This is a genomic window from Pseudomonas anguilliseptica (genome assembly GCF_900105355.1).
Classification (GTDB): domain Bacteria; phylum Pseudomonadota; class Gammaproteobacteria; order Pseudomonadales; family Pseudomonadaceae; genus Aquipseudomonas; species Aquipseudomonas anguilliseptica.
In genome coordinates, this window is record NZ_FNSC01000001.1 from 2,440,425 (window position 1) to 2,453,157 (window position 12,733).

At 60.2% G+C, this 12,733-nt stretch carries 12 protein-coding genes; all 12 read left to right on the forward strand.

Annotation, left to right across the window (positions count from 1 at the left end; all coding sequences use genetic code 11):
- Positions 1 to 2: 2 nt before the first annotated feature.
- The 12 genes from ilvE (at position 3) to BLW24_RS11770 (ending at position 12,723) form a co-directional block, all read left to right on the forward strand.
- Positions 3 to 926 carry a branched-chain-amino-acid transaminase gene (gene ilvE / locus BLW24_RS11715; RefSeq protein WP_090380709.1) on the forward strand — a complete coding sequence of 308 codons (924 nt, stop codon included), beginning with the start codon at positions 3 to 5 and terminating at the stop codon, positions 924 to 926.
- Between the two features lie 124 nt (positions 927 to 1,050).
- Positions 1,051 to 2,085: a lipopolysaccharide heptosyltransferase II gene (gene waaF / locus BLW24_RS11720; protein WP_090380712.1), complete on the forward strand. Its 1,035-nt coding sequence runs from the start codon at positions 1,051 to 1,053 to the stop codon at positions 2,083 to 2,085.
- Between the two features lies 1 nt (position 2,086).
- Complete coding sequence (gene waaC / locus BLW24_RS11725) at positions 2,087 to 3,088, forward strand: lipopolysaccharide heptosyltransferase I (protein WP_090380715.1); 1,002 nt, start codon at positions 2,087 to 2,089, stop codon at positions 3,086 to 3,088.
- Positions 3,088 to 4,209: a glycosyltransferase family 4 protein gene (locus BLW24_RS11730; RefSeq protein ID WP_090380718.1), complete on the forward strand. Its 1,122-nt coding sequence runs from the start codon at positions 3,088 to 3,090 to the stop codon at positions 4,207 to 4,209. Before waaC ends, BLW24_RS11730 begins: the two co-directional genes overlap by 1 nt.
- A complete protein-coding gene (gene rfaP / locus BLW24_RS11735) occupies positions 4,206 to 5,012 on the forward strand; it encodes a lipopolysaccharide core heptose(I) kinase RfaP (RefSeq protein ID WP_090380720.1) in 807 nt (268 codons plus the stop codon). Before BLW24_RS11730 ends, rfaP begins: the two co-directional genes overlap by 4 nt.
- Positions 5,013 to 5,978, forward strand: coding sequence for a glycosyltransferase family 9 protein (locus BLW24_RS11740; RefSeq protein ID WP_090380723.1), 966 nt, complete (start codon positions 5,013 to 5,015; stop codon positions 5,976 to 5,978).
- A complete protein-coding gene (locus tag BLW24_RS11745; RefSeq protein ID WP_090380725.1) occupies positions 5,975 to 6,709 on the forward strand; it encodes a lipopolysaccharide kinase InaA family protein in 735 nt (244 codons plus the stop codon). Before BLW24_RS11740 ends, BLW24_RS11745 begins: the two co-directional genes overlap by 4 nt.
- The gene (locus BLW24_RS11750) at positions 6,706 to 7,452 is read left to right on the forward strand and encodes a lipopolysaccharide kinase InaA family protein (protein WP_090380728.1); all 747 of its coding nucleotides are present in this window, start codon (positions 6,706 to 6,708) and stop codon (positions 7,450 to 7,452) included. Before BLW24_RS11745 ends, BLW24_RS11750 begins: the two co-directional genes overlap by 4 nt.
- Positions 7,449 to 8,909 carry a lipopolysaccharide kinase InaA family protein gene (locus tag BLW24_RS11755; RefSeq protein WP_090380730.1) on the forward strand — a complete coding sequence of 487 codons (1,461 nt, stop codon included), beginning with the start codon at positions 7,449 to 7,451 and terminating at the stop codon, positions 8,907 to 8,909. Before BLW24_RS11750 ends, BLW24_RS11755 begins: the two co-directional genes overlap by 4 nt.
- Before the next feature lie 14 nt (positions 8,910 to 8,923).
- A complete protein-coding gene (locus tag BLW24_RS11760) occupies positions 8,924 to 10,678 on the forward strand; it encodes a carbamoyltransferase family protein (RefSeq protein ID WP_090380733.1) in 1,755 nt (584 codons plus the stop codon).
- Positions 10,665 to 11,807 carry a glycosyltransferase gene (locus tag BLW24_RS11765; RefSeq protein ID WP_090380736.1) on the forward strand — a complete coding sequence of 381 codons (1,143 nt, stop codon included), beginning with the start codon at positions 10,665 to 10,667 and terminating at the stop codon, positions 11,805 to 11,807. Before BLW24_RS11760 ends, BLW24_RS11765 begins: the two co-directional genes overlap by 14 nt.
- Complete coding sequence (locus BLW24_RS11770) at positions 11,794 to 12,723, forward strand: hypothetical protein (RefSeq protein WP_090380738.1); 930 nt, start codon at positions 11,794 to 11,796, stop codon at positions 12,721 to 12,723. The genes BLW24_RS11765 and BLW24_RS11770 overlap by 14 nt, the downstream gene beginning before the upstream one ends.
- The last annotated feature ends 10 nt before the right edge of the window (positions 12,724 to 12,733 follow it).

The following is a 12,733-nucleotide window of genomic DNA, read 5'->3' on the forward strand; positions in this document are numbered from 1 at the left end:
CTATGTCGATGGCCGATCGTGATGGCGTGATCTGGTATGACGGCGAGCTGGTGCCGTGGCGCAACGCGACCACCCACGTGCTGACCCATACCCTGCACTACGGCATGGGCGTGTTTGAAGGCGTGCGCGCCTACAACACCCCGCAAGGCACGGCGATCTTCCGCCTGCAAGCGCACACCGACCGCCTGTTCGACTCGGCCCACATCATGGGTATGAAGATTCCGTTCAGCAAAGACGAAATCAACGAAGCCACCCGCGCCGCCGTGCGGGAGAACAACCTGGAAAGTGCTTACATCCGCCCAATGGTGTTCTACGGATCTGAAGCGATGGGCCTGCGCGCCAGTGGCCTGAAAACCCAGGTGATCGTTGCGGCCTGGAGCTGGGGCGCCTATATGGGCGACGAAGCCCTGCAGGTGGGGATCAAGGTGCGCACCAGCTCCTTTACCCGCCACCACGTCAATATCTCGATGACCCGCGCCAAGGCCAACGGCAATTACATCAACTCGATGCTGGCCCTGCAGGAAGCCATCTCTGGCGGTGCTGACGAAGCGCTGTTGCTGGATCCGGAAGGCTACGTGGCCGAAGGCTCGGGCGAGAACATCTTCCTGGTCAAGAACGGTGTGATCTACACCCCTGAAGTGACATCCTGTCTGAATGGCATTACTCGTAACACGGTTTTGACCCTGGCCGCCGAGCATGGTCTTGAGGTGGTCGAGAAGCGCATCACCCGCGATGAGGTGTATATCGCCGATGAGGCCTTCTTTACCGGCACCGCCGCCGAAGTCACGCCGATCCGTGAAGTCGATGGTCGGCAGATCGGCGCAGGCCGCCGTGGCCCGATCACCGAGAAGCTGCAAACTGCCTACTTTGACTTGGTGACGGGTAAAACCGATGCCCACGCTGAGTGGCGCACGCTGGTCAAATAAGCAGCCTGCTTCGTAGGATGGGTTGAGCACAGCGATACCCATCACGCGATGCAGACTCGGTTGATAGTCGAGCGTTGAGTCTGTCCGGGAGGCGAAAGCCTCCTTGGTCGTTTTTGGAACTGGCATGAAAATACTGATCGTTGGGCCCAGCTGGGTCGGTGACATGGTGATGGCGCAGACACTGTTTCAGTGTCTGCAACAGCGTCACCCCGGCTGTGCAATCGATGTGCTGGCCCCCGAGTGGAGTCGGCCGATTCTTGAGCGTATGCCCGAAGTACGCGCGGCGCTGAGCTTTCCGCTCGGTCACGGCGTGCTTGAGCTGGCCGCGCGGCGCAAGATCGGCAAGTCCCTGGCTGGCCAGTACGACCAGGCGATTCTCCTGCCCAACTCGCTGAAGTCGGCGCTGGTGCCGTTTTTCGCCGGTATCCCCAAGCGCACCGGCTGGAAGGGCGAGCTGCGCTACGGCCTGCTCAACGATATCCGCCCGCTGGATAAAGAACGCTACCCGCTGATGATCGAGCGCTTTATGGCGCTGGCCTTCGAACCAGGTGCCGAGCTGTCGCAGCCTTATCCGCGCCCAGCCTTGCGGATCGACGCGCAGAGCCGCGACGCCGCCATGGCTAAGTTCGGTCTGAGCCTGGATCGCCCGGTATTGGCGCTGTGCCCGGGTGCCGAGTTTGGTGAAGCCAAGCGCTGGCCGAGCGAACATTACGCCAAGGTTGCAGAGCTGAAGATCCGTGCCGGCTGGCAGGTGTGGATTTTTGGCTCGAAGAACGATCACCCGGTTGGTGAAGACATCCGTAGCCGGTTGATCCCCGGTTTGCGCGAGGAGGCGGTGAACCTGGCCGGCGAAACCAGCCTGGCTGAAGCCATTGACCTGCTGTCTTGCGCAGGTGCTGTGGTGTCCAACGATTCCGGCTTGATGCATGTGGCGGCGGCGCTGAGCCGCCCGCTGGTTGCGGTCTACGGCTCGACTTCGCCAGGCTTTACCCCGCCGCTGGCCGAGCAGGTGGAAATCGTCCGCCTGGGTCTGGAGTGCAGCCCGTGCTTCGACCGTACTTGCCGCTTCGGTCATTACAACTGTCTGGGCCAGCTCAAGCCGCGCCCGGTGATCGAGGCCCTGGATCGCCTGGTCAGCGACCCGGTTGAGGTTGAATAGCTTGCGGGTACTGTTGATCAAAACTTCCTCGCTGGGCGATGTGGTGCACACTCTGCCAGCGCTCACCGACGCGGCGCGGGCGATCCCCGGCATCCAGTTTGACTGGGTGGTGGAAGAGGGCTTCGCCGAGATACCGGCCTGGCATCCGGCGGTGGCGCAGGTGATCCCTGTAGCCATCCGCCGTTGGCGCAAGCATCTTTGGAGCACCTTTAAGAGTGGTGAGTGGAAGCGCTTTAAGCAGCGGCTTGGTGAAACCAGGTACGACCTGGTGATTGATGCCCAGGGCCTGCTGAAAAGTGCCTGGCTGACCCGTTACGTCAAAGCGCCGATTGCCGGCCTGGATCGCGACTCTGCGCGTGAGCCACTGGCCAGTCGCTTTTATGATCACGCCTATGCCGTGCCGCGCGAGCAGCATGCCCTTGAACGCACTCGTCAGCTCTTCGCTCAGGCGCTGGGCTATGCGCTGCCAGCAGGCGTTGGCGACTACGGCCTTAACCGTACGCAATTGGCCGATGAGGCGCCGCAGCCTTATCTGCTGTTTCTGCACGGCACCACCTGGCCCAGCAAGCATTGGCCGGAGGCCGACTGGCGTGCGCTGGCCGAGCAGATGAGTGCACAGGGTTGGGCAGTGCGCCTGCCCTGGGGCAATGAAACCGAGAAAGCCCGTGCCGGACGGATCGCCGCCGGTATTGAAAATGCGGCGGTGCTGCCCAAATTAAATCTTGCAGGCGTGGCCAAGGTAATCGCCGGTGCCAGCGCCTGCGTGGCGGTGGACACTGGGCTGGGCCATCTGGCTGCCGCGCTGGATGTGCCGAGTATTTCCCTGTACGGCCCGACCCTGCCAGGGCGCGTCGGTGCCTATGGGCGGGGTCAGGTTCATCTGTGTGCCACGGGGCCGAATGCCGGCTCGGGTGATCGCCACAAGCCCTGTTTTGACGGCCTGGATGCCGAGCGTGTGGCCACACACTTGCAGGCCCTGTTGCTGGCCGAGGACGTTGTCTGATGCAGCTCGCGTTTATCCTCTACAAATACTTTCCGTTCGGCGGCCTGCAGCGCGACTTTATGCGCATTGCTCAGGAGTGCCAGGCGCGCGGTCATGCCGTCCGCGTCTACACGCCGATCTGGGAAGGTGAAGTGCTGGCAGGTTTCGAGGTGGTGGTGGTGCCGGTCAAGGCGCTGTTCAACCATAAGCGCAATGAAAAGCTCACTGCCTGGGTCGAGGCCGACCTGGCCAAGCGCCCGGTGGATAGGCTGGTCGGCTTCAACAAAATGCCTGGCCTGGACGTCTACTACGCCGCCGATGGCTGCTATGAGGACAAGGCGCAAACCCTGCGCGCGCCGATCTACAAACGCTGGGGCCGTTACAAACACTTTGCCGATTACGAGCGGGCGGTGTTTGCTCCCGAGTCGAAGACCGAGATTCTGATGATCTCCGAAGTGCAGCAGCCGTTGTTTATCAAGCATTACCACACCCCGCTGCAGCGCTTTCACCTGCTGCCGCCGGGTATCGCCGCAGACCGCCGCGCGCCGGCCAATGCGGCCGAGATGCGCGCCGAGTTCCGTGCCGAATTCAAGCTGGCGGATAGCGACCTGCTGCTGGTGCAGATCGGCTCTGGCTTCAAGACCAAGGGCCTTGATCGCAGTCTCAAAGCCCTGGCCGCTTTGCCGCGAGAGCTGAAACAACGCACCCGCTTGATCGCTATCGGTCAGGATGATCCGCGCGCTTTTCAGCTGCAGGCCAAGGCGCTGGGCGTGTCCGATCAGGTGCAGATTCTCAAGGGGCGCAGCGACATTCCGCGCTTCCTGCTCGGGGCCGATCTGCTGATCCACCCGGCCTACAACGAGAACACAGGTACCGTGCTGCTGGAGGCGCTGGTTTCTGGTTTGCCGGTGCTGGTGACAGATGTCTGCGGTTACGCCCACTACATCGCCGAAGCGGATGCCGGGCGGGTGTTGGCCAGTCCGTTCGAGCAGGAGCGCCTTAACCATCTGCTCGCCGATATGCTGGCCGACGATCAGCGCCGTGCTTTCTGGGGCCGAAACGGCCTGGCCTATGCCGACAGCGCTGATCTGTATTCCATGCCGCAGCACGCGGCCGACATCATCCTGGCGGCGCGTCCATGAAGTTGGTACTGGCTGAACCCTTTAAGAGCCTGTGGGCCGGACGTGATGCTTTTGCTGCTGTCGAAGCGCTGCAGGGGCAGGTGTACCGCGAACTGGAAGGCCGCCGTACGCTGCGCACCGAAGTCGATGGGCGCGGTTATTTCGTCAAGATCCACCGCGGTATCGGCTGGGGTGAGATCGTCAAAAACCTGCTTACCGCCAAACTGCCGGTGCTCGGTGCGCGCCAGGAGTGGGAGGCTATTCAGCGCCTGACAGACGTTGGCGTCGCCACCATGACCGCCGTGGCCTACGGCGAACGCGGCCGCAATCCGGCTGCGCAGCATTCCTTTATCGTCACTGAAGAGCTTGCACCGACCACCGACCTCGAACAACTGAGCCTGAACTGGGCCCAGCAATCACCCGAGCCGCGGCTGAAATGGGCGTTGATCAAGGAAGTGGCGAACATGGTCGGCAGCATGCACCGCGCCGGGGTCAACCACCGCGACTGCTACATCTGCCACTTCCTGCTGCACACCGACAAACCGGTCACCGCGGACGACTTCCGCCTGTCAGTGATCGACTTGCACCGCGCTCAAGTCCGCAATCAGCTGCCCTTACGCTGGCGCAACAAGGACCTGGCGGCACTGTATTTCTCCGTGCTGGATATCGGCCTAACCCGGCGCGATAAACTGCGCTTTCTGCGTGGCTATTTTCAACGGCCATTGCGGCAGATTCTTCAAGAAGAAGGTCGTTTGCTTGCTTGGCTGGAGTCCAAGGCGGCTAAATTGTACGGCCGCAAACAGCGCTATGGAGATCGACTGTAGATGTCGGAGAAGAAGGCGTTGATCGGCCCGGGAGTGAGGGTTGCACTTGTTCCGTGTCCTGCGTTGGGCGATACCACGCTGTTCTTGCGCCTTGCCTGGCGTCTCCAGGCTGCGGGTGCGAAGGTCACCTTGGCTTCAGTATCGCTGTCATCAGTGAGCGAGTACTTGCCCGGGCTGGATATTCTTGGGGCAACGCCGGATGTGCCTGCACTGGCGGGCTGTAACGATTTGGTTATCTGTGCGATTGATTGGTTTGTCGATGTCCCTCTGAAAAATGTGGCTTACCTGGCCGGTAAGAAACTCCCCGTTAAGCTCAGGTCCGAGCAACCGCCTGTATGGCTTGATGATTGCCTCATTGAAGGGGCGCACAACGTGATTTGTCGCGACCCGAAAGCCGGAAAAACCATGGTGCAGTGGATCGATCTGTACGCTGAAGAGATCCTGGGGCTTGATCTGTCCACGCCAATTGCGGGGTTACAGATCTCGCCTCGTTATGCCGGCGCTGCCTTGCCGCGTGTGGCCATTTTTCCGACCACGCCACATGCCAGTAAGAATTTCTCAACGTCTGGGTTTCGCCGCCTCGCTCGCCATTTGGTTGCCAGAGGTTGGCAGGTGGAGTTCGTCGGTATTCCAGCTGAGCAGCAAGCCTTGAAGGCGCAGTTCCCAGGCCATGATGTGCATGCATTCAGTGATTTGAAGGGGCTTGTCGACTTCTTGCTGACATGCTCCATCGTCATTAGTAATGACTCTGGTGGCGGGCATCTTGGTTCACTGCTGGGGTTGCGGACATTCACCATTACGCGGCGGCGCACCGATTTCACCTGGCGGCCCGGCTTCAATGAACTCAATAGCGTGATCAATCCGGTTCTGAGCTTTAAATGGCTGGGTGAAACAGTCTGGCGCCCGTTCATTCCATTGCGCCGCATCGTCAGTGCGCTGCCTGACTTAAGCAGGACGCAGGCATGACAGCGTGGAAACATGACCTGCATGATCCGATTCTGCTCGGCGCTTTCGGAACCCTTGAGGCCGTATTTGCACTTGAAGGTGAGCGTTTGACCTCTGACCCCTTGTCTGAGGTCATTCGTGTGGAGTTTGGCGGGGTGCGTTATTACGTCAAGCGCTACTGGGGCGCTGGCAAAGGTCTAAGGCGTTATCTTGGTCGCCCTCGGGTTAAAGCGGAGTGGCAAAACCTCAAGTTGTTCGCCAAGTGGGGTATCCCCACTGCGCCGATTGTGGCCTATGGGCTTGAGCGTCGGGTGGGGGCCTTTGTACGCGGAGCGCTCGTTACCCGCGAGCTTGAGGGGACGCTTGATCTTGCTGAGATTGCGAATCGGCAGGATGCGCGGTTAAGCGACCCTCGCTGGGTTTTGCAGATCAGTCAGCAGTTAGCCAGGGGGGGGCGTGCGCTGCATGATCACCATTTCACCCACAATGACTTGAAGTGGCGCAACCTGTTGGTCAATGAGCGCGGTGAGCTTTTCTTCATTGATTGCCCGACAGGAACCTTTTGGTGGGGACCTTTGCTGCGCTACCGCATCATCAAAGATTTGGCATGCCTGGATAAAGTCGCACACAGGGTGCTTTCGCGTACCCAGCGGTTGCGTTTCTATCTTCAGTACCGTGGTCGTCAGCACTTGAATGCTTCCGATAAGAAGCGTATCCGTCAGGTCATTGCGTTTTTTGAGGGCCGTGAATGAGCGCTTTTATTGCAGCCCAGGATCGCGCCCTGCTAGAGCGTCACGGTCTTGCCAGTTTTGAGGCGCTGTGGGCGCTTAAACTTGAAGCCGTTGATGAGCCCAACACTGAGCGTGGCGGCTGGAGCAGTGTCTACCGGCTAGAACTGGGTGATGCGGCGTTTTACCTCAAGCGCCAGAGCAATCACCTGACCCGAACCCTGCACCACCCGTTTGGTGAGCCGACCTTTGCCCGCGAGTTTCGTAATATTCAGCGCTACGCGGCATTGGGTATTCCCGCGCTGCAGGCGGCGTTTTTTGCCGAGTGCAAATTGCCGGGTGAGAGGCGTGCTGTGCTGCTGACTCGCGCTCTGGATGGCTGGCAGGATCTGGATGCCTGGTTACTCGGCTGGATTGCGCTCGAAGGGGGGCGTCGTGTGGCAATTCTCAAGGCCTGTGGTGATCTGGCGCGGCGTCTGCACCAAGCTGGGCAGATGCATGGCTGCTTTTACCCCAAGCATATTTTTCTGCGCGAGACCGCTGAAGGCTTCGATGCACAGCTGATTGATCTGGAAAAGACCCGCCCACTGCTGTTCGGTCAGCGTGATCGGGTAAAGGATCTGGAACCGTTGTTGCGCCGCGCCAGTGTATGGAGCGAGGCTGAGATCGGCGTGTTGCTGGCGGCCTATCTCGGCGAAACGGCTGATCTCGGCAGCTGGAGTGAGCGTCTCGGTGCCCGCAGGCGTCACAAGGAGGCGCGGCGATGAATTTGGCGGGTCTCAGTCAGGTTGGCCGCGAGCCAGAGTTGCCGCTGACCATCGAGTTGGTCGATGCAGCTGGTTCGGCTGAACTGACCCTGCAGCGCCTGCTGCGCGTATTGCCCGGGCAGCGCTATGTCGCCCAGGCCGGATGGCGCGGCCGGCCGGTACTGGCCAAGTTGCTGGTCGGCGACAAGGCGGCGCGGCATTTTCAGCGCGAGCGTGAAGGTGCGCACTTGCTCGCTGAGCAGGGGCTGCATACGCCGCAGCTTTGGGCGGATGGGCTGCGTGAAGGCGAGGGCGGCTGGCTGCTGTTCGAGTACCTGCAAAGTGCCGAAAGCTTGTGGGACGCTTGGCGTGAGGTGGAGCATCAGCCGCTGCTGAGCGCCGATCAGCAGTCGGTGCTGGCCGATGCACTGGTCAGCATCGCGCAGATGCACCTCAAGGGGTTGTGGCAGGCGGATCTGCATTTGGACAATCTGTTGCGCCATAACGGCCAACTGTTCGTTATCGATGGCGGCGGTGTACAGGTTGAGGCGGCAGGTAAGCCGCTGTCGCGCGCTAAGGTTTTGGAAAACCTTGGGGTGTTCTTCGCCCAGCTGCCCGCCGAATTGACGCCGTTTATCGAAGAACTGCTGGTGCATTACCTGCTGACGAACGGCGAACATGCCTTGCCGCTGGAAGTGTTGCTCAAAGAAGTGGAAAAAGTTCGCCAATGGCGTTTGCGCGATTATTTGAAGAAAATCGCCCGCGATTGCAGCCTGTTCGCCGCAAAAGTCGGTGCTTTTGGCCTTCAGGTGGTTCGCCGTGACAAGCAGGCTGAGTTGCAGTCGCTGTTGAGTAATCTGGATCAGCTCACCGAGCAGGGGCATATCTACAAAACCGGTGGTGCGGCCACCGTGGCGCAAGTGCAACTGCAAGGGCGGCCGCTGGTGGTCAAGCGCTATAACGTGAAGAGCCTGGCGCATTGGCTCAAGCGCTTCTGGCGACCCAGTCGCGCCTGGCACAGCTGGGTCGAGGGCAACCGCCTGCAGCTGCTGGGCATCGCCACGCCACAGCCACTGGCCGTGCTAGAGCGGCGCTGGTGCTGGCTGCGCGGGCGCGCCTACCTGATTACCGAATACTGCGGTGGGCAGGATATAATCGCGCGTTTTCAGGCGTTCCACGATGGATCGCCCCCGGAAAGCGACCTGTTGGCTCTGGATCGTCTGTTCGCTGCCTTGTTGCGCGAACGCATCAGTCACGGTGATTTCAAGGGGCACAACCTGTTCTGGGACGAGCGCTTGGCATGCTGGTCGCTGATTGACCTCGACGCCATGCAGCAGCACCGCAGTGCGCGCAGTTTCGCCAGGGCCTATGCCCGCGACCGCGCCCGTTTTCTGCGTAACTGGCCCGCCGACTCGGCGCTGCACCAGTTGCTCAACCAACGTTTACCGCTGACGCCCGTCGTCGGCTCAGCAGACTAAAAGAGGCACAACCAGTGGCATTGACGATTCTCGGCCTTTCCGGCGCCCTCAGCCATGATCCATCCGCCGCCCTGTATATCGACGGCAAGTTGATCGCGGCCGCCGAAGAAGAGCGTTTTGTGCGCGACAAGCACGCGAAGAACCGCATGCCCTACGAGTCGGCCAAGTTCTGTCTGGAACAGGCCGGGATCAAACCGTCCGACGTTGATGTGGTGGCTATTCCGTTTGCGCCGATCAGCATTTTCGAGAAAGCTCGCTGGCAATATGCCAAGCGCTACTGGTACGCACCGGATCGCGCCCTTGATGCGATCCTCATGGGCAATCGCCGCTACAAGCGTTACCACAAGAAGATTCAGTGGTGCCTGGAGCAGCTGGGTTTCGACCTGAAGAAAATCAAGATTGAGCCGGTCGAGCACCACCTTGCTCACGCCGCTAGCGCCTATCACTGCTCGGGCTTTACCGAGAAGACCGCGATCCTTGGCATCGACGGCAAAGGCGAGTACGCCACTACCTTCTTCGGTTACGGCGAGAACGGCACGATCCACAAGATCAAGGAATTCTTCGACCCGGATTCGCTCGGCGGCCTGTACGGCGCGATCACCGAGTTCCTCGGCTTCGACATGCTCGACGGCGAGTTCAAGGTCATGGGCATGGCGCCCTATGGCGATGCTGCCAAGTACGATTTTTCGCGCCTGGCCAAGTTCGAGAACGGCGAGCTGATCATCAACACCGAGTATGCCAACGTCATCGGTTTCCGCCGCTACAAGGAAAACGGCAAGGGTTACTACTTCTCACCCAAGCTGATCGAATGGCTGGGGCCGAAGCGCCAGGGCGACATTGCGGATGATCCTTACATTCACTACGCCGCCAGCATGCAGGCGCTGTTCGAGAAGCTGGCGCTGGAGATGATGGAGTACTACCTCGGTGACATCATCCGCGAGACCGGCAAAATCGCCTTCGCCGGCGGCTGCGCGCTGAACGTCAAACTGAACCAGAAGATCATCGCGCGCGACGATGTAAAAGAGCTGTTCGTGCAGCCGGCGTCCGGCGATGCCGGTACTTCGGTCGGCGCGGCTGCCTATATTTCGCACCAGCGCGGCGTGCCGGTGGAAAAGATGGAGCACGTCTACCTCGGCCCGTCCTACAGCAACGAGGACGTGATCGCCGCCTGTGCTCGTCACCCGAGCAAGCCGGTGTTCAAACAGATCGACAATATGCCGCAGCGCATCGCCAAGATCATGGTCGACGCGAATCCCGTGGCCTGGTTCCAGGGCCGTATGGAGTTCGGTCCGCGCGCCCTTGGCGGTCGTTCGATCATCGGTTGCCCGAGCGTGGCCGGTGTGGCTGACCGGATCAACGAGCAGATCAAGTTCCGCGAGCGCTGGAGGCCGTTCTGCCCGTCGATGCTCGACACCGTCGGCCCGCAGATGCTCAAGGTCGACCACCCGAGCCCGTTTATGACCTTCACCTTTGAAGTCAACGACGAGTGGAAGACCCGCGTCGGTGAAGTGGTGCACGAAGACGGCACCTCGCGCGCCCAGGTGCTCAAACGCGAATACAACCCACGCTATTACGACATGATGCTGGAACTGGAGAAACTCACCGGCAACGGCGTGTCGCTGAACACCTCGTTGAACCGCCGCGGCGAGCCGATGATCTGCTCGCCGACTGACGCGCTGAACATGTTCTACGGCTCCGACCTGCAGTACCTGATCATGGAAGACATCCTGGTGGTCAAGGATGGCAAGGATTGGTATGACAACGTCTGAGGTCGCTGAGGCTGCTCAGCCGTGGGTGCTGCAGTTCTGTCACGGCTATGGCGGCCCCTTCCTCGATTGCGCGCGGCAGTACGCCGCGCTCTTTGCTGGTACGCCCTTTAAAGTGTGCACGGTGTACCTGACGGGTAAGCCGAGCGCTGCGGTTGAGCAAGGCTCTGCGTCTGACGAGGTGCTTTTCCTTGACTACTCGAGTCGCGACGTTCGCGGCCTCAAGCTCAAGGCGATCCGCGATCTCAAGCGCATCGGCGCCTCGCGCGACTTCAAATTCTGCATCGCCCATCGCTTCAAACCGATCTACATCGCCCTGCTGGGCAGCGATCTCCCAGTCATCGGTGTGCATCATGCGTTTGGCGACTACAAGCGGCGAACGCGCCAGCTATTTGCCAACTTCTTTCGCAAGCGCCTGGCCTTGCTCGGCGTTTCCAATGCGGTGCGCGATGACATGCGGGCCTGCCTGCCGAACTGGTCGTTCGAACGTATCGAAACGCTGTACAACCGTATCGATCTTCACGCCGTTCAGGCAGCGCAGGTTTCGCGCGAAGCGGCGCGTGAGCACCTGGGCTTGCCTCTGGATGCCTGGGTGGTCGGCAATGTCGGGCGCCTGCACCCCGACAAGGATCAGGCAACCCTGATTCGGGGGTTTGCCGAGGCCTTGCCGCAGCTACCGGAAGGCAGTCTGCTGGCGATTATGGGCAGTGGTCGGCTAGAAGCTCCATTAAAAGCGCTTGCCCGCGAGTCGGGCGTGGATGCGTCGGTGTGTTTTCTCGGTCAAGTTGCCGATGGCCGGAACTATTTCAAAGCGTTTGATGTGTTTGCCCTGACTTCAGATCATGAACCATTTGGGATGGTGTTACTGGAGGCGATGGCGGCCGATGTGCAGGTGCTGGCTACGGATTGTGGTGGGGCGCCTGAGGTGGTCGGCGACTCAAGCGCCTTGTTCGCGCAGGGGGGGCACACCGTGCTGGCCGCTCGACTGCGGTCTGCTGCCGTGGGTAGGCTTGGCCCGCTGGGTACTGAGCGTGTAAAGACCAATTTTACGGATGAGATTGCTCGCGCGCATTTCTGGTCGCGGCCTTGTGTGAGTCGCATAGTGCAGGAGGCCGGTAATGGTCAGTCGTGAGCCTAATCAGCTTGTTTACCTCGTGTATGGGGGCAAGCCTGAGTATCACCGTGAGGCCAAGTTCAGCATCCTTTCCGCGTTGCATCACGCACGTGGCGAGTGTCCGCGCATTTTGCTTTATACCGATGAACCAGAACAGTTCAGCGGCTGGCCTGTCGATCTGATCATGCTTGATGCGGCTACCTTGGCGAGCTGGACGGGGCCTGCTGCCTATCTGCACCGACGCAAGGCGGCTATTCGTGATGCGTTGGCGTATGCGGATCAAAGCATATTCATTGATACGGATACCTTCTTTCTGGCTTCACCGCTCAAGCTGTTTGAGCGTCTCGCGGGTTCATCCTGGCTGGTCGACGAAATTGAAGGTGTCTGGAAAGAGTACAAGGGCGATGTGATGCATGACGTCCTGGCGCCTTACCTGGCAGAAAATCATGGTGTTGATCAGCAGATGCTGCTGATCAATTCGGGTGTTCTGGGCTTTCAGGTTGAGGCGTCACACCTGATGAATGAAACCCTGGCCCTGATCGATGAACTGCACCCGATGGTTCCCAGGATCCACGTGATCGAGCAGTTCGCCATGGGTGTAGCCGCCAGGCACTTGGGCCGACCTGCACAGGCGCAAGGTGTCGTCATGCATTACTTCTCAGGTAAGAACTACTGGCGCCACATGATCGCTACGTTTTTTCAGCGCTATGGCGAGGCGTTTTCAGTGCAGGCCGTACAGGCGGTGCGCGAGGTCCCGACCTCCAAACCCAAGCCTGTCTGGTGGCAGCGACTCGACTATCGCGTGAGAAGTCTATTTGTTCCTGGCAAAGCCCGTTCGCTTGCCAGGCTGGCGTATTACGCCGCGGTGATGCGCGCCGATCCTTATGCTGAAGCCTGCGGTTGTGGATACGCCGAGGAGCTAAGGAAATCCTGAATAAGACTTC

Coding starts and splice junctions, on each gene's coding strand:
- ilvE (WP_090380709.1), top strand. CDS start 3: ATGTCGATGGCCGATCGTGATGGCGTGATCTGGTATGACGGCGAGCTG.
- waaF (WP_090380712.1), top strand. CDS start 1,051: ATGAAAATACTGATCGTTGGGCCCAGCTGGGTCGGTGACATGGTGATG.
- BLW24_RS11730 (WP_090380718.1), top strand. CDS start 3,088: ATGCAGCTCGCGTTTATCCTCTACAAATACTTTCCGTTCGGCGGCCTG.
- rfaP (WP_090380720.1), top strand. CDS start 4,206: ATGAAGTTGGTACTGGCTGAACCCTTTAAGAGCCTGTGGGCCGGACGT.
- BLW24_RS11740 (WP_090380723.1), top strand. CDS start 5,013: ATGTCGGAGAAGAAGGCGTTGATCGGCCCGGGAGTGAGGGTTGCACTT.
- BLW24_RS11745 (WP_090380725.1), top strand. CDS start 5,975: ATGACAGCGTGGAAACATGACCTGCATGATCCGATTCTGCTCGGCGCT.
- BLW24_RS11750 (WP_090380728.1), top strand. CDS start 6,706: ATGAGCGCTTTTATTGCAGCCCAGGATCGCGCCCTGCTAGAGCGTCAC.
- BLW24_RS11755 (WP_090380730.1), top strand. CDS start 7,449: ATGAATTTGGCGGGTCTCAGTCAGGTTGGCCGCGAGCCAGAGTTGCCG.
- BLW24_RS11765 (WP_090380736.1), top strand. CDS start 10,665: ATGACAACGTCTGAGGTCGCTGAGGCTGCTCAGCCGTGGGTGCTGCAG.
- BLW24_RS11770 (WP_090380738.1), top strand. CDS start 11,794: ATGGTCAGTCGTGAGCCTAATCAGCTTGTTTACCTCGTGTATGGGGGC.